At 44.4% G+C, this 21,987-nt stretch carries 20 protein-coding genes; 10 read left to right on the forward strand and 10 right to left on the reverse strand.

The features are described from left to right. Positions 1–2: 2 nt before the first annotated feature. The 9 genes from fliI to R1T43_RS15710 all read right to left on the reverse strand — a co-directional run bounded on the left by fliI (position 3) and on the right by R1T43_RS15710 (position 10,739). Positions 3–1,337: a flagellar protein export ATPase FliI gene (fliI, locus tag R1T43_RS15670; RefSeq protein WP_211071157.1), complete on the reverse strand. Its 1,335-nt coding sequence runs from the start codon at positions 1,335–1,337 to the stop codon at positions 3–5. Next, on the reverse strand, positions 1,330–2,115 hold the full coding sequence (gene fliH, locus R1T43_RS15675; RefSeq protein WP_211071156.1) for a flagellar assembly protein FliH: 786 nt from the start codon (positions 2,113–2,115) through the stop codon (positions 1,330–1,332). Before fliH ends, fliI begins: the two co-directional genes overlap by 8 nt. A gap of 87 nt (positions 2,116–2,202) precedes the next feature. Continuing rightward, positions 2,203–3,243 (reverse strand): flagellar motor switch protein FliG, encoded by a 1,041-nt coding sequence (gene fliG, locus R1T43_RS15680; protein WP_013785105.1) that lies wholly within the window; start codon positions 3,241–3,243, stop codon positions 2,203–2,205. 13 nt (positions 3,244–3,256) lie between these two features. After that, positions 3,257–4,951, reverse strand: coding sequence for a flagellar basal-body MS-ring/collar protein FliF (fliF, locus tag R1T43_RS15685; RefSeq protein ID WP_317350299.1), 1,695 nt, complete (start codon positions 4,949–4,951; stop codon positions 3,257–3,259). 12 nt (positions 4,952–4,963) lie between these two features. Continuing rightward, positions 4,964–5,293, reverse strand: a complete 330-nt coding sequence (gene fliE / locus R1T43_RS15690; protein WP_013785107.1) for a flagellar hook-basal body complex protein FliE — start codon at positions 5,291–5,293, stop codon at positions 4,964–4,966. 383 nt (positions 5,294–5,676) lie between these two features. Beyond that, positions 5,677–7,017 (reverse strand): sigma-54 dependent transcriptional regulator, encoded by a 1,341-nt coding sequence (locus R1T43_RS15695; protein WP_317350300.1) that lies wholly within the window; start codon positions 7,015–7,017, stop codon positions 5,677–5,679. Between the two features lie 18 nt (positions 7,018–7,035). Then, positions 7,036–8,199, reverse strand: coding sequence for a sensor histidine kinase (locus tag R1T43_RS15700; protein WP_317350301.1), 1,164 nt, complete (start codon positions 8,197–8,199; stop codon positions 7,036–7,038). Positions 8,200–8,331: 132 nt separating this feature from the next. Next, on the reverse strand, positions 8,332–9,783 hold the full coding sequence (locus tag R1T43_RS15705) for a sigma-54 dependent transcriptional regulator (RefSeq protein WP_211071152.1): 1,452 nt from the start codon (positions 9,781–9,783) through the stop codon (positions 8,332–8,334). A 155-nt stretch (positions 9,784–9,938) separates the two neighbouring features. Then, on the reverse strand, positions 9,939–10,739 hold the full coding sequence (locus tag R1T43_RS15710; protein ID WP_211071151.1) for a flagellin: 801 nt from the start codon (positions 10,737–10,739) through the stop codon (positions 9,939–9,941). Between the two features lie 248 nt (positions 10,740–10,987). On the opposite strand from R1T43_RS15710, the gene pseB reads away from it, so the two are divergent. The 10 genes from pseB to R1T43_RS15760 all read left to right on the forward strand — a co-directional run bounded on the left by pseB (position 10,988) and on the right by R1T43_RS15760 (position 20,903). Further along, on the forward strand, positions 10,988–11,989 hold the full coding sequence (gene pseB / locus R1T43_RS15715; protein ID WP_211071150.1) for a UDP-N-acetylglucosamine 4,6-dehydratase (inverting): 1,002 nt from the start codon (positions 10,988–10,990) through the stop codon (positions 11,987–11,989). Beyond that, on the forward strand, positions 11,986–13,176 hold the full coding sequence (gene pseC, locus R1T43_RS15720) for a UDP-4-amino-4,6-dideoxy-N-acetyl-beta-L-altrosamine transaminase (protein ID WP_317350302.1): 1,191 nt from the start codon (positions 11,986–11,988) through the stop codon (positions 13,174–13,176). Before pseB ends, pseC begins: the two co-directional genes overlap by 4 nt. Before the next feature lie 61 nt (positions 13,177–13,237). Further along, a complete protein-coding gene (pseF, locus tag R1T43_RS15725; RefSeq protein WP_317350303.1) occupies positions 13,238–13,939 on the forward strand; it encodes a pseudaminic acid cytidylyltransferase in 702 nt (233 codons plus the stop codon). Next, positions 13,933–15,057 carry a UDP-2,4-diacetamido-2,4,6-trideoxy-beta-L-altropyranose hydrolase gene (pseG, locus tag R1T43_RS15730; protein ID WP_317350304.1) on the forward strand — a complete coding sequence of 375 codons (1,125 nt, stop codon included), beginning with the start codon at positions 13,933–13,935 and terminating at the stop codon, positions 15,055–15,057. The genes pseF and pseG overlap by 7 nt, the downstream gene beginning before the upstream one ends. A gap of 1 nt (position 15,058) precedes the next feature. Continuing rightward, positions 15,059–16,108 (forward strand): pseudaminic acid synthase, encoded by a 1,050-nt coding sequence (gene pseI / locus R1T43_RS15735; protein ID WP_211071146.1) that lies wholly within the window; start codon positions 15,059–15,061, stop codon positions 16,106–16,108. 4 nt (positions 16,109–16,112) lie between these two features. Further along, positions 16,113–16,808 (forward strand): UDP-4-amino-4,6-dideoxy-N-acetyl-beta-L-altrosamine N-acetyltransferase, encoded by a 696-nt coding sequence (gene pseH, locus R1T43_RS15740; RefSeq protein WP_317350305.1) that lies wholly within the window; start codon positions 16,113–16,115, stop codon positions 16,806–16,808. A 23-nt stretch (positions 16,809–16,831) separates the two neighbouring features. After that, positions 16,832–17,101 carry a phosphopantetheine-binding protein gene (locus tag R1T43_RS15745; protein WP_211071144.1) on the forward strand — a complete coding sequence of 90 codons (270 nt, stop codon included), beginning with the start codon at positions 16,832–16,834 and terminating at the stop codon, positions 17,099–17,101. A 4-nt stretch (positions 17,102–17,105) separates the two neighbouring features. After that, positions 17,106–18,452, forward strand: a complete 1,347-nt coding sequence (locus R1T43_RS15750; protein ID WP_317350306.1) for a fatty acid--CoA ligase family protein — start codon at positions 17,106–17,108, stop codon at positions 18,450–18,452. Between the two features lie 4 nt (positions 18,453–18,456). Then, on the forward strand, positions 18,457–19,194 hold the full coding sequence (locus R1T43_RS15755; protein WP_317350307.1) for an SDR family NAD(P)-dependent oxidoreductase: 738 nt from the start codon (positions 18,457–18,459) through the stop codon (positions 19,192–19,194). Positions 19,195–19,406: 212 nt separating this feature from the next. Beyond that, positions 19,407–20,903 (forward strand): CDP-glycerol glycerophosphotransferase family protein, encoded by a 1,497-nt coding sequence (locus tag R1T43_RS15760; RefSeq protein ID WP_317350308.1) that lies wholly within the window; start codon positions 19,407–19,409, stop codon positions 20,901–20,903. Between the two features lie 20 nt (positions 20,904–20,923). Here R1T43_RS15760 and R1T43_RS15765 read toward each other — a convergent pair whose 3' ends face one another. Then, a complete protein-coding gene (locus R1T43_RS15765) occupies positions 20,924–21,979 on the reverse strand; it encodes a hypothetical protein (RefSeq protein WP_317350309.1) in 1,056 nt (351 codons plus the stop codon). Positions 21,980–21,987: the final 8 nt, after the last annotated feature.

Below are 21,987 nucleotides of genomic sequence, written 5' to 3' on the forward strand. Positions count from 1 at the left end.
GATTACCCTTGCCCTAGGCCTTTCGCTAATGCCGCCATGCCTTCTAGACATTCATCGTAAGGCAATACGTTCTTCATGCCTTGTTGCAGGAATGCATTAATTGCAGGCTCTGCACGAATGGCTAAATCGATACGAGGATCTGAACCTTTGGCATAAGCACCAATGGATATAAGATCTTGGTTTTGTTTATAGTTTGAATAAACTTGTCTTACTCTTCGTGCCATCTGTTGATGTTCATCGCTGACCACCATCGGCATAACACGGCTGATAGAGGCTTCAATATCGATGGCGGGGTAATGACCACTGTCGGCGAGAGTCCGTGATAGCACAACGTGACCATCTAAAATAGCCCGTGCGGCATCGGCAATGGGATCTTGTAAATCGTCACCTTCGGTAAGTACCGTGTAAAAGGCAGTAATAGACCCTTGCTTCTCACTACCGTTACCCGCCCTTTCTACCAATGCAGGTAATCGGGCAAATACCGAAGGCGGATACCCTTTTGTGGCGGGAGGCTCTCCCACCGCTAATGCAATTTCACGTTGCGCCATGGCATAGCGAGTTAAAGAATCGATAAGCAGTAAAACTTTTAAGCCCTGATCACGAAAGTATTCAGCAATGGTGACTGCCGTTTCGCAGCCCTTTAAGCGCATTAATGGTGAAGTATCAGCCGGTGCTGCTACCACTACCGCACGTGCGCGCTCTTCTTCGGTTAAGATATCGTGGATGAACTCTTTTACTTCTCGGCCCCGTTCTCCCACCAAGCCAACCACAACCACATCGGCTTCGCAGCCACGGGTCATCATACCGAGTAAAACACTTTTCCCCACGCCACTACCTGCAAAAAGCCCCATGCGTTGACCTACGCCAACGGTATTTAGTGCATTAATAGCGCGAACACCCACATCCATAGGCTGAGTAATGGCACGGCGAATTAACGGGTTAATAGGGGGGCGCGTAGTAGGTACGCGGGTTTCAGTTTGAATTTCGCCAAGCCCATCTAGCGGGTTGCCATTACCGTCAACCACACGACCCAACAGCCCCATGCCAACGGCAAGGCCACTTTGTCGGTTGAGCGGCATTACCCGACTTCCGGGTACTATGCCCCGCACTGCTTCGGTGGGCATGAGATAAGTAATATCGGCGCCAAACCCCACCACTTCGGCCTCAATTTCGCCTTCAATGGTTTGCACAAGGCACTGACTACCGACTGGTAGTTGGCACCCAACAGCTTCTAGGGTAAGGCCTATGCCTCTGACAAGTTTACCTGCCGCCACAATAGGCGGTGATGACACTTGTTTCTGCAAGCTGTCAAAATGGGCATGCCAAGGGCTAGTCATCTGATAACCCCTGATTAACCATAAATTTGTCGATGACATCGCGACAGCGGCGTTCTATTGAAACATCTACAGCGTTTTGTTCAGTCGCAATATCACAGCCACCTCGCTCCATAGTAGGCGCTTCAATGAACTGCCAATCTTTCTCTTTTAACGTAGCTTCGGAATAATGTTCGGTAACTAGCGCTATATCATCCGGATGCATATGAATTTGATACCGAGTTTGATTAACCGGCAGAGCTTTCATTCCTTCGCTAAGCGCTTGTAAAATCACTTGCTCGTTTGACGTAATTTCGGTTTTGATTACAGATTTAGCAAGAGTAACTGCAAGCTTAACCAGCTGATCGCGGGTTTCGTCGTTAGCTTGTGATAATGGCGTATGAAGTTTTTCAATAAGTTGCTGCCAAACTTCAACTTGCGAGGAAATTAAGCCCTTACCTTCTTCTAATCCTTGCTCAAGCCCCTCAGCATGTCCAGACTCACGACCTTCATTAAGTCCTAGCGCTAGGCCTTCGGCTTTCCCTTCTTCAAAACCTTGCGCTTTGCCTTGTCCGTAGCCTTCATCGTGAGCAGCTTGTCTAATAGCTTCGATTTCTTGTGCAGTAGGAGGAAGGATTTCAGCCTCTTCCTCTTCTGGTGGCTCGTATTTCCAATCTGAACGGAAATTTAGCGCGTTGGTTTTATCTTTATCTTGTGGCTTTTCGGGCTGTTCAACGAAGGGCAAATCCCAAGGTTTTGCATCGCTTAATTCGTCGTCGCTGAAGCCTTTATTTGATGACATCAATCTACCCAGGTAACGTTCATGAGGCCTTTAGCAAACTAGCGCAAAGGCCTATTTTAACCACAATAGCGAATAAATAATGAAGGGTTATAAGAACTCTTCACCGCCTCCGCCGCCCAGCATAATTTCACCTGAATCGGAAAGTCTTCTGGCAACAGAGAGAATTTCTTTCTGTGCAGTTTCAACTTCAGATATACGTACAGGTCCCAAGGCTTCAAGGTCGTCGTTAAGCATTTCTGCCGCACGCTTCGACATGTTTTTCATAATCTTGTTCTTAAGCTCTTCGTCCGCACCTTTAATCGACTTAAGCAGCGCATCTTGTTGCACTTCGCGCAAGATAGCTTGAATACCTTTGTCGTCTACATCGACTAAGTTGTCGAATACGAACATGAGATCTTGAATTTGCTGACTCATTTCTTCGTCTTGTTCACGGATAGCATCCATCAACTGACCTTCAATAGCGGTATCAAGGTAGTTCATGATGTTCGCAGCAGATTTCAGGCCGCCCATTTTAGCCGCTTGCGTACCCGCTTGACCGGCGAACTGTTTCTCCATGATTTCGTTAAGCTCTTGCAGTGCAGCAGGCTGAACTTCTTCAAGGTTCGCAATACGCATAAGTAAGTCTAAGCGTACTTTTTCTGGGAACTGTGCCAATATTTCGGCACTCTGTTCTGGCTCTAAGTACGACAATACAATAGTTTGAATCTGAGGGTGTTCGTTTCGGATGATACTGGCTACTTGCTTCGAGTCCATCCACTTCAACGAATCGAGACCTTTCGCCCCACTTCCCATCAGAATTTGGTCAATTAAGTTAGCCGCTTTATCTTCACCTAATGCAGCGGTAAGGGCTCGCTTAACAAAGTCTTGGCTTTGGAAGCCGATAGTACTGTAGTTTTGAATCTCTTCAATAAAGTGTTTATGCACAGACGTAATTTTTGTCTGTGTCATATCATCTACTTTTGCCATCTCAGAGCCCAGCTTTTGAACTTGCTTTGGCTCAAGATGTTTTAAAATTTGTGCAGCGTCTTCTTCAGACAAACTCAGAAGCAAGATAGCGGCTTTTTCAACCCCTTCTAACTTACTGACGTCATAGGACGCTTCTTCAGTAGTGGCAAGTTCTTCAGCCATAATACGCTCTCACTTACTCATCTTGCATCAGCCAGCCCTTAACAACCTGGGCTGACAATTCAGGTTCGTTCGCAACCAGTGCACGAACCGCTTTTAATACGTCTTCATCTTTATGTAAATCTGGCAGCATTAGTGAGCCATCTGCCGCAAAGCCCACTTGACCTTCATCGAAATCAGTAGATAGCATACTAATGGTTTCGTCACCAAGATCCAGGCCTTCGTCTGCATCAAAGTCATCCGCTTCTTTCGACTCATCTGGGTTAATCAAGCGACGTAGCATTGGTCTTATCACAAAGATGATAAGCACGATAATAACCAAACCACCAATAACTAGCTTAAGTATAGGCAAAAATGCAGGCTGTTCCCATATTGGCGCATCTTCAACAATACCATCATCCATACGGGTGAAAGGCACACTCACGACTTCTAACGAATCGCCACGGGTCACGTCAAACCCAACACCACCTTGTAGCAGACGGCGAATGTTTAGCAAGGCTTCTTGATTACGAGGCTCTGCCGAGGTAGTGCCATCTTCACCAGTAACTTGAAGATAGTCTACCGCCACCGATACGCTTAACCTGCGGATTACGCCACTTTGTTTTTTGGTATGACTAATGGTGGTGTCCAGCTCGTAGTTTCGAGTAGAGACTTTCGATGTGCTGCCTGGCAACGTAGCTTGTGCACCTGCTTCTGGATTTTCAGGAATATTTGAGTCTAACGGAGGTTGGTTAGTTAGCGCACCAGGAATACCCATGGCACCACCACCCACGCTATTTTGTTCGTTGATCATTTCGCTACGAACAGCAGGTAAATCAGGGTTATAACTGCGCTGAGTTTGCTCAAGCGCAGTAAAATCCATACTGACATCCGCTTGCGCGGTGTAATTACCGATGCCTAGAACTGGAATAAGAATAGCATCAATTTTTTCAAGGTATTCTTGTTCACGCTGCCTTTCAATTTCATATTCTTTTCTTGCTCGAGCGCTTAGTGAGTCTTGTGAACCCGAATTTAGTAACCGGCCATTGCTATCGGTAACCGTTACCGCAGAAGGCTCCATGTTTTGTACCGCTGACGCCACGATATCGATAACTGAGTCAACTTCCTCTCCTGCAATCACTTTGCCGCGCTTGGCGGTTAGTACTACAGTAGCCGAGGCTTTTTTCTCACGGCGAGCAAACACATTTTCTTTTGGCATCGCCAATAGAACCCGAGCTTTTTGTATACTTGAGATATCTTCAATAGTCGCAGCGATTTGTTGCTCACGGGCGTGTTTCAAGCGTTCCATCTCTACCCGCTGACTTACACCGAATCCCATGTCCTGCATGATAATATCGGTTCCAGCATCAGAAGAGCCGGTTAAGCCCTGACGCGTCATGCCTAAACGTATAGTTTGAAATTCGTCGCTTCGAACGTATACCGTATTTCCCTCTAAACGATATTCAATTTGGTTAGCGTCCATGTAATCCAAGGTTTCAATAAGCTCTTGGGTTTCCATTTTTGCTAACGGACGAAAATCAGGCTCTTGCGCCCAAATTAGTATGAAGACTGCAATGGCGACACAAATGACAAGCACTACCACTAACGCCATTTGGCGCATCATGTCTGCACTGCCTAAGGTATCCATGAATCCTGATTTATTCTCAGGCTCGCTATCGTTCCCCATGGAAGGGTCGTTAACGGTTAAATTTGTGCCTGTTGCTTCAGCCATGACTTACTCCAACTACACCGGCATGTTCATAATGGTTTTATAAGCTTCAAGTACCTTGTTACGTACTTGCACTGTGGCCTCAAAAGCTATGCCTGCTTTTTCTTTAGTTAGCATAACTTCGGCAAGGCTTAGTGACTTATCACCCATTTCAAACCGCTGCTGTAAATCTTTAGATTCTAATTGCATACCATTAACCCCATCTACCGCTTGCTTAAGCATGGTAGAGAACTCGTTGGCCGAGGGATTAATCTCGTTTGATGGTTGAAGTTCGTTTGCAGGCATACGAGTTTGCCCAATCATGCTTTGCATTTCTTGGTACAAACTATTGGCTTTAACGTCCATAACCACTCCTTCGAATGTCGGTGGGGAATTGCCGCTTAACGACAATGCGCTTTAATTACTTATGTTTAACTATAAGCAAGCGGCAAGCCAACTTTAAAAACCATTTAAAAGCAATAGGTTATAGCGTTTTTTAAGGGAGTTGCCAATTTTATGACAGAGAGGAAAAAATAGCGTCAAGAAAGTGAATAGACGTAAGATTATGTAAATACGCGATGCAAAATGCTTAATGGCAGCGCAGAAGGTATACCGCGTTTCCGTGACGCCCGGTCCAAGCAAGTATAAATACAAGCGCAACTGCAAGCACAATACGAAAAGCACCGCAGCTAAAGCATTAAAAATAAGGGGCTAACCGCCCCTCTTTATTACCAAGCTAGTTTAAGATGTTAGGCCGGTAATTCAATCCCATCTTCACGCATTCTGGCTAACTTATAGCGTAAGGTTCGAGGGCTAATACCTAGCTTTTCAGCTACATCTTTACGCTTACCGTTGCACAGGGTAAGTGTATCAAGAATAATTTGATGCTCCTGCTGGCGAAGCTCCGAGCCTAAGCGACTATTGTCTTCTGGCTCATCCTGCTTTACTTCCATCTCCTCATGCACGGCCATATCAATCATCAAGTCACCAGACTCTATACTGCCGTCTTCACACAGTATAAGCGCCCGCTGAATAACGTTTTCAAGCTCTCGCACGTTACCTGGCCATGTGTATTGCGCCAACTTATTTCGTGCCGCTGCACTGAGACGTACATTACCTAAACCTTGCACACTCGTGTGACGATTAATAAGGTGTTCAGCGAGCGGTACAATATCACCTGGACGTTCCGCGAGCGGACGCCATGTAATAGGAAACACATTTAAACGGTAATATAAATCTTCTCGGAAGTTTCCAAGCTCTACCGCTTTACGTAAATCTCGGTTACTGGTTGCAATAACCCGCACATCTAATTTAATTGTTTTACGACCACCAAGCCGCTCTACTTCACGCTCTTGAATAACACGAAGTAGTTTCGCCTGAAGCGCTAAATCCATTTCGGTAATTTCATCTAATAATAGCGTTCCGCCCTGGGCTTGTTCAAACTTACCTGGGCAAGCTTGAACAGCGCCAGTAAACGCGCCTTTTTCATAACCAAATAAGGTAGCTTCAAGCATGTTTTCAGGAATAGCTGCGCAGTTAATGGCCACAAAAGGTGCATCTGCGCGAGAAGACTGGTCGTGTATATAGCGAGAAAGTACTTCCTTACCAGAACCACTTGGCCCAAGCACCATTACGGTCGCTTCTGACTTCGCCACTTTTCTTGATAATTCGAGTAATTTTAAACTTGAAGGGTCAGCTACTATAGGCGTGCAAGATTCTACTTTTTGAGCAGGCGCATAGCGTCCAACAAGATTAAGTAGCACTTCAGGGGCGAATGGTTTGGACAAATAATCAGTAGCCCCATCTCGCATGGCCTGCACGGCGTCATCAATGGTGGCATACGCTGTCATTAATAACACCGGAAGTTGAGGGTATTTCGTCTTGATGCTTTTTAGTAAAGCAAGCCCACTCATTTCACCCATTTGGATATCACTTACCACAAGATCTATCTTTCTCCCCGCTAATACCATTAGCGCAGCCTCGGCACAGTCGGCATCCACAACATCGTAATCGCCTAGTAATAAGGTGTCGTACAACGCTTCGCGTAATCCAGCATCGTCTTCCACGATAAGAATAGTTGTTTTAGACATTTCTAATTCTCCTAGCAATTAAGCGACATTTGAGTGAGGCTTATTGTGTTGCCCGATAGCATGAGTATTACAAGGTAATGAAAGCGTAAAGCAGGCACCACCTTCATTAAGATTTACCACGCTAAGCGAGCCGTTATGTGCTTTAGCTACCGATTTCACCACGGCTAACCCCAGCCCTGTGCCATGGGTTTTGGTGGTAAAAAACGGCTCGAATATTTTATTGATTAAGGTATTTGGTACACCAGGCCCCTTATCATTAACGCAAAGCAGTACGCTATCTTCATGTACTACCGCATTAATCGACACCGTGTAACCCTTGGGCGTAACCTGACTCGCATTTTGGATAAGGTTCAACACAGCACCTTGTAGCGCAGTGAGGTTGCCCGTGATAAGTGCATCGGTTGAATCGAAGCCATTAAAAGTAATTTTTTGTGCATGCTGCGCGGTGATAGTTTGCGCGTTGGGCTCAATAGCTTCTCGCAAACTGGCAAGCGATAAGGTATTCACCACTTGTTGCTCGCCGGATTTGGCAAACAGCAGCATGTCATTAACTTGGCTTTCTAACTCTTTAAGCCTGTCTGTCATCTTTCGAGCAAATTGCTCAGATGCATGTTGCGGTAAATCTTTTCGCGTTAAATTAGCGGCATAGAGCATAGCTGCTGATAAAGGCGTGCGAATCTGATGCGCAAGCGATGCCACCATTTTGCCTAATGAAGATAAACGCTGCATATGACTGACACTGGCTTGAAGCCGACGGGTTTCCGTCAAGTCTGTAATTACAATAAGCTGCCCTGGCTCGTCTTCTAGTGGCGTTATAGAAAGTTTAACGCGACGACCATCTACCAATGACACTTCATGACCATCGTCTGCACGCGGGTTAAATGAGCGAGAAATGATGCTACGCCATACTTGTTCTTCTAGCGGCTCGCCCAGTAATGCTTTAGCTAAATCATTGGCTTGACGTACAACCCCTTTGCCGTCAATAACGATGACGCCTGCAGGCATGACTTGAAGCAAGTTCTCCAAACGACTGGCTTGGCGACGAAGTGAACTGACTTCTGCTTCACTCACATACGACGGTGTTGCAGCCTCAAGCGCATGCTCGACACTAGGCACATCGTAAGATGATGTGAATTGTTCAGAAGATGAAGTACTGCTGTCGTGTGTGCTATCAAAAATCATATGGCTCTCGTCAATTTAAAGACGGTTTGTGTATATGATTTTACATTGCAGAAGGCATGCCAGTTTTTTAGATTATACTTATCAGGTAGTTACAGTAAATTCAGAAAGAAATTTAACGTCAATTACCTGACGTTAAACTTCTTCCATACGCTGAATATCGTACTTACGCATTTTCTCAACAAGGGTGGTTCTGCGCATTCCTAGCTTATCTGCAGCGCGAGCGACAACCCATTCTTGTTGTTCTAAGGCTTGGCGAATGAGGGTAATTTCAAGTTCAGATAAGTATTCTTTTAGATTAACCCCTTCCTCAGGCAACGCAGAGGAAAGCGGCAAACTGCTTTCTTCCTCAGGTTCATCAAAGTGTTCTTGAGAGGCTGATTCAGCAAAAAGTGCATTAAAGGCATCTCGCTCTAGCAATTCTTCAGGGTAATCTGGTTCGTACGCTTGAATTTCACCGTACTGGTATTTCTCTGGAAGGTCGGCCACATCAACGATTTGACCTGGATATAAAATACTTAAACGCTCAACAAGGTTTGATAGCTCTCGTACGTTACCTGCCCAGTTATGCTCCATCAACGATGCAATGGCGCGCTCAGTGAAACGTACGCTTTCTACACCATCACCTTGAATACGACTATTGAGTTCTTGCAATAGCAAAGGAATGTCATCTTTGCGTTGACGCAGTGCAGGGCTATCGATAGGGAACACATTTAAGCGGTAATAGAGATCTTCACGAAACTTATCTTCTTTGATCATAGTTTCTAGATGACGATGGGTAGCCGCAATAATACGAACATTGCACTGTAGAGGCTTACTGCCACCTACTCGCTCATAAATACGCTCTTGCAGCACCCGAAGCAGTTTGACTTGCATCTGCAACGGCATGTCGCCAATTTCATCTAGAAATAATGTTCCGCCTTCGGCTAACTCAAAACGGCCTTTACGAGCACTTATCGCACCGGTAAACGCGCCTTTTTCGTGACCAAACAATTCACTTTCAAGAAGCTCGCCGGGAATAGCACCGCAGTTAACCGGGATAAAAGGGCCATCTTTACGTTCTGACAAGAAATGTACATTACGTGCCACCACTTCTTTACCTGTACCAGATTCACCCAAAATTAGCACTGTAGCCTCTGTTGGAGCTACTTGCTCTACTAAACGGCGTACTATCTGAATCTCGTCGCTTTTACCCACCAAACTTCTAAACAGCCGAGTTTTAGAACCACCAGCGCGTGTTTTACCCGGCTTTCTGCGGCTATATTCTTGGCATCGGTGAATTGATTGCGTAAGTACTGGGTAAGTAAGCGGTAAAGTGATCACGCTGACTAAATTGCACGACGCGGCCACTTCGCCATTTGAATGTAAAATGGCAACGAATGGTATGTGTGGAAAACGAGCAACCAGTGAATTTATCACTGACGGCGACGCGTACTCAATAAGCACCGCATCTGCGCCCTTTTCTTTCAGGTAACTTTCACAGTCAGAAAGCCCTCGTGACTGACACGACTCTCCCAAAAAGGTGACTATGGTTTCTAAGCTATGAATTAGTTCCTGGCTATCACTAACCAGCAAAATATCCTTCATCAAATCCCCGAGAACGCTTTGTTATTATTTACAGTTTAGCGCATTTGTAAATTGTAACGACAAAAGATCGCAGCGCAACTGGTGTTTTCGGAAATGTAGCAATAAAAAAAGCAGGTTTCCCTGCTTCTTTCGAATAACTCACTCAAATTTAATGTTTAACTGAGCAACGCCAAAACCTGCCCTTGCTGCTGATTAGCTTGGGCTTGAACCGTTAAAGCCGCTTGTCCTTGCACATCATTTGCCGCTTGTTGAGAGCTTGCTTGAGCGTAATCTAAATCTTGAATTCGGCTACGCGCTTCTGCCGTGTTTACATTGGATTGGGTTAAATTTCGAGCAGTACTAGCCAAACTATTTTGCGTAGCGCCTAAATCGCCACGTGCACCACCTAAAATTTCAATCGCTTCGTCGGTAGCGTTTAACGCATCATCAACACTGCTACCAGAGGTTAAATCGATAGAAAGAACGTCTGATAGCTGGCTGCCAATATCTTGGGTTTTAACGTCAACTGAATTGCCAGCATTCGCCCCAACTTGAAAACTCAACGCGCCATTGTCAGACAACAAGGGTTTACCTGCAAAATTGGTTTGCTCAATGGTAAAGCTAATATTTTCTTGAAGCTGTGATATTTCAGATTGCAGCGCTTGACGGTCGCCGTCGCTTAAAATGCCATTACCTGACTGAATAGTAAGTTCGCGTATACGATTCACATCATCGTTGATGTTACTCAACCCGCCTTCAGCGACTTGAGCTAACGATATGCCGTCATAAACGTTGTTCACAGCCTGACGATTGCCTTCAACCTCAGAGGTTAAACGGTCAATAATTTGCTGGGCAGCGGCGCCGTCTGATGCGCTATTAATTTCTTTTCCGGACGCAAGTTTTTCCAAAAGCGTATTTTGCTTTTCTTGTACTTGCTGAAGAAGCGAACTGCCGATGTCAGAATCAACTTTCAACATTTTAACCTCCGGTTAAGTGTTAATTGTGGTAATTAGTTCAGTAATTATACAGCATTTTCGTAAACCCAAGTACCCCACTACATTATTAATAAGTATACATTGCCATACTCATATATGGATTAGCGTGCTAAATTTGTGTTTAAAAGCGAAAAATAGCGAATAGGAACTGTTAAAAACTAATGGTTTATGGCATTCGCGCCGACACATGATATATTTATTTTCATAATGATAAAAATAGCGAGCGAGACATGTTCGACGGTAAATCAATACTGATAACAGGTGGCACTGGGTCTTTTGGCCACAAATACACAGAAACCTTGTTGTCTCGTTACAAACCAAAACGCTTAATCATCTACTCTCGAGATGAACTCAAGCAATACGAAATGCAGCAAAAGTTTAATGCACCTTGCATGCGATATTTCATTGGTGATGTCCGTGATAAAGACAGGCTAACTCGTGCTATGCAAGGCGTTGATTACGTTATACACGCTGCCGCAATGAAACAAGTTCCAGCCGCAGAGTACAACCCTACCGAATGTATTCGTACCAATATAGATGGCGCAGAAAATGTTATAAATGCCGCCATTGATAACGGTGTGAGTAAAGTCATTGCATTATCCACCGACAAAGCGGCTAACCCAGTAAATCTCTACGGTGCAACCAAATTGGCGTCAGATAAATTGTTTGTTGCAGCCAATAATATGGTTGGCGGTAAGAAACCTCGATTCTCAGTGGTTCGCTATGGCAATGTGGTGGGTTCAAGAGGGTCAGTAGTGCCCTTTTTCAACAAGTTAATTGATGAAGGTAGCGACCATATCCCCATTACCCATCAGGATATGACGCGCTTCTGGATAACCCTTCAGCAAGGCGTTGATTTTGTATTGAAAAACTTCGCTCGTATGCTTGGCGGGGAGATTTTTGTTCCTAAAATCCCCTCTATTCGCATTACCGAATTAGCAAAAGCGATGGCACCTAACTTACCGATAAAGATTATTGGTATACGACCCGGTGAAAAACTACACGAAATGATGTGCCCCGGCGATATGGCATTTCACACTTATGAATTTGACGATCATTTCGTGATTGCGCCGGCTATTAAATTCTTTCACCGCAGCAATAATTTTACTAGCAATGCCCTTGATGAAAAAGGTAGGCCAGTAGCAGAAGGTTTCGAATATATTTCAGACACAAATCCCTCGTTTTTAACTGTCGATGAGATAATTCAGTTTAACGAGGAATCTGAGGCATGATCCCTTATGGTCGTCAGCATTTAGACGACGATGATATTGAGGCAGTAGTGTCAGCCCTAAAATCTGATTGGCTGACACAGGGCCCGATGGTGCCAAAATTCGAACAAGCGATGGCCAGTTATTGCAATGCCAACCATGCAGTGGCAACCAACAGCGCCACTTCTGCATTACATCTTGCCTGTTTGGCACTAAATGTGGGGCTAGGCGATTGTGTATGGACATCCCCAAACTCGTTTGTCGCATCGGCAAACTGCGCGCTTTACTGTGGTGCAGATGTGGATTTTGTTGATATTGATCTTACCACCGGCAACATGTGCATGAGCGCGCTTGCTGAAAAACTTGAAGTGGCAGAACGCAACAACACGCTACCCAAAGTACTGATACCCGTTCATTTTGCAGGGCAGTCTTGCGACATGGCTGAACTAGCGAAACTTGCAACCCGGTATCAATTTCGAATAATCGAAGATGCTTCACATGCGGTAGGTGCTCGCTATAACGATAAATATGTAGGAAGTTGCGAATTTTCAGATATTTGTATCTTTAGTTTTCATCCCGTCAAAATTATTACCACAATGGAAGGTGGTATGGCGCTTACTAACAACGAAGACCTGTACAATCAAATGGCGCTGCAACGAAGTCATGGTGTATCTGCCGATCCGGCTTTATTCACCGAACCTTCCCACGGCCCTTGGTATTATCAACAGCACACGTTGGGTTTCAACTACCGCATGAATGATGTAGAAGCGGCACTAGGTCTAAGCCAACTTACAAAATTGTCCCAGTTTGTAGAGAGGCGTAATCAACATGCTAAGCGCTACAATCAATTATTTTCTGAAATGCGCGCGGCGTTCGCCGGTAGTCAGGTTGAATTAGCGCCTCTAATGGTCGAAGAAGATTGCTACAGCAGCTATCATCTTTACGTAGTGCGCTTCATTGGTATTGATGACGCTCAGCATCGCGATGCAATAACGTTCCTGCGAGAACAAGGTGTTGTAGGGCATGTTCACTATATTCCGATTTACCTGCAGCCTTATTATCAAGCCTTAGGCTTTAGGAAGGGCTATTGCCCAAATGCCGAAACCTACTACTCGCAAGCCATTACCCTTCCACTATTTCCAAGCCTTACGCCTTCACAAATTTCATTTGTGGCCGATAAAGTCAAAGAAGCACGCTTACTCGTCGCTTAAAAAATGCTGCGAGTAAAAACTACCAAGCCATAATGCAAGCAAAGGTATAGAGCACGTATCAATGAATATAGCCATTATTCCAGCCCGAGGCGGAAGTAAGCGCATTCCTCGAAAGAATATCAAGTTATTTCGGGGCAAGCCTATTATTGCCTATTCGATAGAAGCTGCCCTTAGCAGTATTGCTATAGATAAAGTCGTGGTCTCCACTGACGACGAAGAAATTGCCGACATTGCTATGCAATATGGTGCAGAAGTGCCTTTCTTAAGAGAAGTTTCACTGGCAGACGATAAAACAGGCACTACGCCGGTAATTCGCAGTGCGCTTGAATCGTTAGTCGCGCTCGGATGGAATGTTGATGTATGTGCGTGTTTGTATGCCACTGCTCCTTTTTTAACAGGTACGTTGATTAACGATGCAGTTCACCGGCTCCAGCAAGACAATGCTGAGTTTGTTTTTACGGTAAATCAATTTTCTTTTCCCATTCAACGGGCACTTTTGCAATCTGAGCTTGGTGAAGTGATGCCATTCAACCCTGAAACTATTGGTAAGCGATCACAAGACTTACCAGACACCTTTCATGATGCTGGACAGCTATACGTTGCTAATGCCAACACATGGTTGGATAAAACCAAGCGCGTATTTTCACCTCAATCTCGCATGATTAAACTCCCATCACACCTTGTTCAAGACATCGATACTCCCGAAGACTGGAAGCGTGCAGAAGTCTTGTATAAAGTACTTAAAGAGATGGGTGAATGCTAAAAGTCGTTTTTCGAGTTGATGCTTCAATTGCTATTGGAGCCGGCCACGTTATGCGTTGCCTTACTTTAGCGCACGCACTTCGTGGCAAGGCCTATTGCGAATTTGTTGTCAGTAAAAGCGGGGCTGCACTTTCATTTAAGATAGAAAATGCTGGGTATAATATTCATGTTATTGATGACATTAACAATGACCCAGCGCAACACGCGACAAATACGTTAGCAGTAATATCGCCTGAAACCGACTTGATCATTATCGACCACTATAGCTTGGACAAGCGCTACGAAACGCTTTTATACAACCACGATTTGAATGTAATGGTTATTGATGATCTTGCCGATAGAAAACACCATTGCGACCTTTTGTTAGATGGGAATTTATTGCCCGACTATCGTTCACGATACGATGGCCTTGTATCGAATAACTGCACTATGCTTTTAGGGCCACAGTTCGCGTTATTAAGAGAAGAGTTTTACGCGCCTGTACAAACAAAAAGACCCAAACACCTACCCAATATCGCACTTAAAACCAACGAGAAACAAAAAAGAAAGCGTATTCTGGTTTGCTTTGGGGGTACAGATCCGCAAAATGTAACCGATAAAACCCTATCAGCGATAAGTAAGATAGACGCGACCTTTGTTGACGTTGATGTTGTTATTGGTAGCCAGCATGAGAATTATGCTCAGATTGTTTCAAAAGTGGCGCAATTTTCTACTATGACATTGCACGTAGATACCACGCGAATGGCTATCTTGATGCAGCAAGCGACAATAATGATTGGTGCGGGTGGCAGTATGCACTGGGAACGCTGTGTATCTGCCCTACCAGGCATAATCATCACTCTCGCTGCTAACCAGGTTGCGACGACAAAATACCTATCAGAGCTGGGGGCGTGTGAATGGCTAGGGGAAAGCGACTCAGTAACAGAAGAAACAATTAAGCGTTCCGTAATAGCATTGTTAAATGATTCATCAACTCAGCAATGCATGTCTCAAATAGCATCGCAGCTTGTACCTAAAGATGGCGGGGTTGATGCAGTGGTTGATGCGATAATAGCAAAAATGATTCAAATAAAAGGCGAGTCGTTGTTAAACAGTAGAACATTAAGAGAGGAAGGCTAACGTGGATACATTTTCAATTGGTCACCATACCATTGGTGACACACAGCCCCCTTTTATTATTGCGGAATTATCCGGTAATCATAACCAAGATCTTGATGTTGCATTGGCCATGGTAGACGCCGCTGCAGAAGCTGGTGTACATGCATTAAAGTTGCAGACTTACACTGCGGATACCATGACATTAGATATTGCTACTGGCGAGTTCTATATTGATGATGAGAATAGCCTGTGGCACGGTTCGTCGTTGTATCAGCTATATGAAAAAGCGTTTACGCCATGGGAGTGGCATAACGCTATTTTTGAACGAGCGAAAGAAAAAGGGATGGTTGCCTTTAGCACGCCGTTCGATCTTACTTCAGTCGCATTTCTAGAAAGTCTAGAAGTACCTTGTTATAAAATAGCCTCATTTGAAAATACTGACCACGCGCTCATTGCTGCTGTGGCTAGAACGGGCAAACCCGTTATTGTCTCTACGGGTATGGCGAGTTTGACAGAAATTTCAGAAGCGGTAGATGTATTACGTAACAATGGCTGCGAGAATTACGTGCTACTTAAATGTACTAGTCAATACCCTGCCGACCCAGTAAACGCTAACTTAATGACCTTGCCCCATTTAAAAGCCATGTTCGGATGCCACGTGGGACTATCTGATCACACCACTGGTATAGGGGTAGCCATTGCAGCTGCCGCACTAGGCGCGAGTGTAATTGAAAAACATTTCGTTATTGATAGAAATGCCGGCGGCGTGGACGCGGCATTTTCTTTAGAACCTAAAGAATTTAAACAGCTAGTAGAAGAAAGTCAGCGCGCGCGCATTGCAGTAGGGGAAGTTAATTACGGCTGTACCGAGGCAGAGGTGAATTCACGGGTACACAGGCGTTCGCTTTATATCGCTAACGATTTGAAGGCCGGTGATGTTTTAACCCCCACAAACTTGCGTTCAATTAGACCAGGCCTTGGTTTGCCAGTTAAAAACTTGCCCATGTTGTTAGGGAAGCCTGTCAAACAAGACGTGGCAAAGGGTACCCCAATGAGCTGGGACCTTATTTAATCCCATGACGCATATTCCCGAAACACCTAAACAAGCAGCATCTAAACCAGCAGCGCCTCTTTCAAAAGCAACTAGCGCAAAAACTAAAACTTCGCCTAGTAGTCAGTTTATACCATTGAACGAGACACACCTTGAAACGGTGCTTGGGTGGCGTAACTTACCGCACATACGCGAAAACATGCACTCTACTGATGAGATAAGCTGGCAACAGCACCTTAGTTGGTTTGAAACACTTAAAAACAACGCGGAAAAGCAGTTCTTCGTCTTTATGCAAAACGAGCGCCCTATTGGTGTATTAAATTTCACTTCAATGGGCGCTATTGAGAATAACCCTGAACTAACAACGCCCTGCATAGAATGGGGATGTTATATTGGTGAGGACAATGTGTGGCCGGGGTCAGGGTTGCTATTAGAAATTGCCGCACTCGATTATGCATTGATTAATAAAAATGCAGCGGCCTTATATGCCGAGGTGCTGTCGTCCAACCAATCCGTGCTTAAAATGCACAAGTTGTTTCAATACGAAGCACTTGAAGATCGAATAGACGAAAAACCAAAGAAAAAAGACGGCACTACTGTTACGGTTAAACGCTTTTTATACCAACAAAAGCAGTGGCTTACCAAACGGGAAAAAGTGCTTTCAATGTTACCAAAGCAAATTGGCGCAGCGGCACAGCATATACACTTTGCTAAACCTTAAACCATTAATAATGAACGAGACCAATGAGCGATTTAAACAGAACTGAGTTAGCGCAAACTATTTTAGATACCATGTCCAATGTAGCGGTTATTGCAGATTGTACGCTCATCGATACCATTACTGATGAAACCGTACTGCTTCAAAGCGGTTTAGATTCACTAGGATTTGCCATGTTAGTGGCGCAGCTTGAAGAAGACTTAGGTATAGATCCATTTAGTGAAATGCAGCTAGCGGTGTACCCGCGCACCTTTGGCGAGTTTACCGCGCTTTATGCAAGTGCATTAGAAGGCTAACAGGGTGTTATCGCTGCTTGAGCAGGTCTCAAATTTTACCGGTGTTGCACTGGTTCACAATACCAAAGCAGATAGCAGCGGTAATGATGACGCTCAAGCTATTCAATGCACCACTTACGAAACCCTAATTGTCGAAGCCAAAGCATTACGCGCTAAGGGAAACTTGCCTTGCCAGGCGGTACTTTCTTTTGAAAATCTAACCACCTTTGTAACCTACTTATTAGCCTATGAAAGCGTGGTGGCAAATTTATATCTACAACCTGAAGTTCCGCTTGCCCTCCCTAATAAAAGCAACGCTAATAAGAGTAGCGCTAGCACGCCAGATAGCGCAGATAAAAACACAGCTGCAACCGTGTGGCATTTACCAACGTCGGGCACAACAGGCACGCCGAAATGGATTGCTCATACTAGCGCAAGTTTATGCCGCGCGATTAAACAAGGACAGCAGCATCAGCAAACCCGCTGGGCATTATGCTACCAACCTTTTCGCTACGCGGGCTTGCAAGTACTCTTACAAAGTCTGCTTAATGGTGCCACGTTAGTAGATTGCACCACCGCCGATACCACAAAAAAAGTAGACATTATTAGGCGCGAAAAAGTAAATGCGATTTCCGCCACGCCCACCCTTTGGCGTCAATTTTTATTAAGCAGTGCTTTTTCAGATAGCTCGCCTCCTTTCACTATTGAGAAGATAACTCTTGGGGGAGAAATTACCGATGCCCCCTTGTTGGCCCTATTAGCCAGCCAATTTCCGAACGCGAAAATTATGCATGTATATGCTTCAACCGAAGCTGGTGTAGGGTTTGCGGTTACTGATAGTCAGCCTGGTTTCCCAAAACAATGGTTAACTACCGGCGTGAATGAGAATAGCTTAAAAGTGGATAGCGAAGATGTGCTTTGGATCAAGGCTAATGCAGCGCAAAATACTGAATTAAAAAAGATAAATAACACCATTGTAGAGGTTGATTCAGAAGGCTACGTAAACACAAATGATGTAGTTATGATTAAAGACAATCGAGTTTACTTTAAAGGCAGAGCAAATGGTGCCATTAACGTCGGTGGGCAAAAAGTGCACCCCGAGCATGTAGAACAAGTGCTTTTACAATCGCCATTAGTGTCACAAGCTCGAGTCTACGCGAAGAAAAGCAGTATCATGGGGCAACTTGTTGTGGCCGATGTTGTGCTTTCTGCTAGCAAAGACATTGAGACAAAACCCACGATAGCGTTACTGCTACATTGTAAAAAGCATCTTGCCCGATTCGAAATGCCTACAAAAATTAACGTTACTGATAGCATAGCCATCAACGCATCAGGCAAGATAGGCAGAACACAGCAAGCGTCAGCAGAGTAAATTTATGCCACAACCAACATCAAATAAGAAACTAGTGATTGTAACCGGCGCGAGTCGAGGATTAGGCCTTGCAATATGCCACTTATTGGAAGCAGATAACTACCAAGTGGTGGCGATTTCACGGGCAAGCAGTCCCGCCCTTGATGCATTGTGCAGTCGCAATGATGTTACCCATATTCCGTTTGATTTAGGGAACCTTGATTCACTTCACGAACTGACTAAATCAATAGTGAAAACACATGGTAGACCTTATGCGCTTATTAATAATGCCGCCGTAGGTTTTGATGGTGTGTTGGCCACTATGCATAACAGCGAGATAAATACACTGCTGAATGTGAATGTTCAGGCGCCCATTTTACTGACCAAATATTTGTCTCGCGCCATGCTACTAAACCGCACGGGGCGAATTATCAATATTTCTTCAATTATTGCTAACACCGGATTTAATGGTTTGAGCGTCTACGCTGCCAGTAAATCGGCGCTTGAAGGATTTACTCGCTCCCTTGCACGGGAAGTTGGAAAAGCTGGCATAACAGTGAATTGCGTAGCCCCTGGCTACATGCAAACGGATATGACAGATAGCCTTACTGGCGATAAGCTTGAAGCAGTGAAACGCCGTAGCCCTTTAGGCACGCTTGCCACGCCTGAAGATGCGGCGGGCGCGGTATTGTATTTATTAAGTGATAGCGCAAAATCAATTACCGGTACAACCATAACCGTTGACGCTGGCAGCACGGCTTAATTAAATAGCTTAGCTAGTTGGCTTAACACAATATGCCTTAAGTATTACGCTTATCTATTAGGCTTAAACATCTGGCTTAAATATTTGGCTTAGCAGGCAACGTCATAAGAGCGTTTTATTATCTATTAATGTTAGTCACGTACTCGATACGGATAGCGATACGGATAGGACACCCATTGGCATTGGCGAGAGCTTAGCGAGAACGCATTACTATGCAGAGCAATATTAATACCTCACAACCAGTATACGTAGCACCAGCCAACCCAGCAGGAAGGGCACTTGCGAGTGCGCTAACGGCTGAGGGGTACAACGTATGCGGGCTAGCTGATAACTTAAAGCAAGCCGATGGAATAATAAACTCACACGCTCAATCAAAACCTGATGCTATCGTTATTATTTGCAACGGCCCCTACACGCATAATGTTGCCAAAGGGCTTATGGCAAGAGGGTTTGCCCCCCACCAGCTTTACACTTCGTTTAAAGAAGATGTCGACACCACAGCGCCAACGTCAAGCTCTGGCGCAAACAGTCACTCGAACACTCATTCGAACATTCACCCGTATAAAACGCCGATAAGCGAAAAATTTAAGTCATTTCGATTTAGGTTATTATCGTCCACCATTAAGGTATTAAGAAGCATAGTGCCGCAACGGGGCTATGTGTATTACGCGGAGCAGTTTTTTGATACCAATATGCTGTTAGCGTACCGACAACACCGCAGACAATACCCTGATGAACCTTGGTTGATAGGCAGAAATATCAAGCAAGATTTAACCATGCTGGATGCCGATAATCATCTACTACGCTTATTTTCGCTTCTCGGGCTTTGGAAAATGGTACGTGCTAAAAAGATGGTGGTAGATCATGAGTTCACCGGGAATACCTTCACCCTTTTTAGAGAATTTATTCCTGTTGTACAGCTATGGCATGGGTTACCTTATAAAGCGTTGAGCGGGAATATTCATTACCCTGATATTTGCGATGATGCCTTCATCTCTAGTTCATCATGGTTTAATGAACACATCTTTCCCACTATTTTTAGGGCCAAACGCTATTTAGATTTCGGATACCCTCGAAATGATGTGTTTAGTCAATCACCTGAAGCGCGAGACTGGATAAACGCTGAGCCTCTTAGCACATTGACTCATATTCAAAATACCACAGGTAGTATTGTTGTTTACGCCCCCACCTACCGCGACTGGGGGGATAACGATTACCCGTTAGATTTAGATAAGATAAACGCGTGGTGTGAGAATAATAAACGCTCTTTTGTTTTAAAATTTCACCCGTTTATTTCACGTCAATTTGGGGATGCCATGGCACTGCCTGATAGTGAAAATGTTCAAGCGCTTCCTTCCCATCCTCATATTTATTTATACCCTAGTGGAAAGAATATCTACCCTTGGCTGGCCGATGCAGAAACCTTGGTTACTGACTATTCCTCAATCGCGTATGACTTTTTATTAGCGGATAAACCGATTATTTATTTTCAATATGACAAGCAGGATTATCTGAAATTACGTGGAAATACATTGGTGAGCGACAGTGATTTTATTGCGGGGGAAGTGGCAGAAGATGTGGATAGTATGCTCGTCTGCCTTAGTAGGCAAACCTCGGCAACATTAACCCTACAAAAAGCGCTTAAGCACAAGTTCAACATCCAGTCTCAACAATCTGCATCAATGATTGTATCTTACATACGTGAATGAAGGTAGGCTATAACCCAGTATCACATGATAGGGTCGGCAAGCTTTATCGTTCTAATACGTGGTTCTTTATCGATGTACTTATAAACTGTCTCCAACCCTTGAAGGTTATTACACGCAGTAAAATTCCAAACATGTGAGTCTGCTGCATCTTTCCATGTGCTCATTAATGGCTGAACGCACACGACGTCTATATTGGGAAACATACGAGCGCATGTGAATAGAGCCGTTGTATGATAGCTAATTATAGTCGCAGGCACTTCTTCTCTCTTTGAAAGCTCATTCTCTATTGGCTTATCGAAGCGTTTAACAGTAATCCCCAACGCTTTAATCTTACTTAAAAGCAGCTCACTCTCTATCCGGTGAGGAACATAGACTATCGCTTTTCCTATAAATTCCAGTGCGGTCTTTGCAATCAAATCTACGTACTTTTCAAGTGTAATGTAACCTACAGTCACCGCTCCGACGCCTAGGATAAAAGCCTGCTCTTGGTTTAATTTTTTATCGGTTCTTTTAAGATGTAAAAGAGGATTTTTAACGACAGAAAGCCATGGCAGCGACGCTAAATTAAACATCGTAAATAGCGATAGAGTTGATAATTCTTTTGTCTTTATTCCTAATTTTTCCCGAGTTTGTTCGGCTAATTTTCGCCTCTCGTCGTCGCTATCAAAGGGAAAATCAAAAAATTTCTGATGCGTAAAGAGATACTCATAAAATATCACGGTAGCATTACCATCATCCATGAGAACCGTATTTTCAGCTTGTAAAGTACAGACAATATCGCGCTGCCATTGTTGGCGTATCGCACTAAAAAAAACGTTTGTATAGCCAGTTTGGATAAAGGACTGTATGAACCTACCATAAGCTTCTATACGTTCAGATATATTACCGTCAACCCGGGGCACTTCGAAAAGCTGTGTTGGGTTAAGCTCAACTAGCCTAGCTTGTAACTGTTGATAAGTATCAACACGATTGCAGTCGTTTATTATTACATCGTAACTGTCTATCTTATAAACCGCGATAGCATCCATGATGTTGTAAACTTGAGAAGGTGTATCTACGATAAAAAGTGTTCGCATTAATTACC

This window comes from Alteromonas sp. CI.11.F.A3, from assembly GCF_032925565.1.
In the GTDB taxonomy this organism is placed as follows: domain Bacteria; phylum Pseudomonadota; class Gammaproteobacteria; order Enterobacterales; family Alteromonadaceae; genus Alteromonas.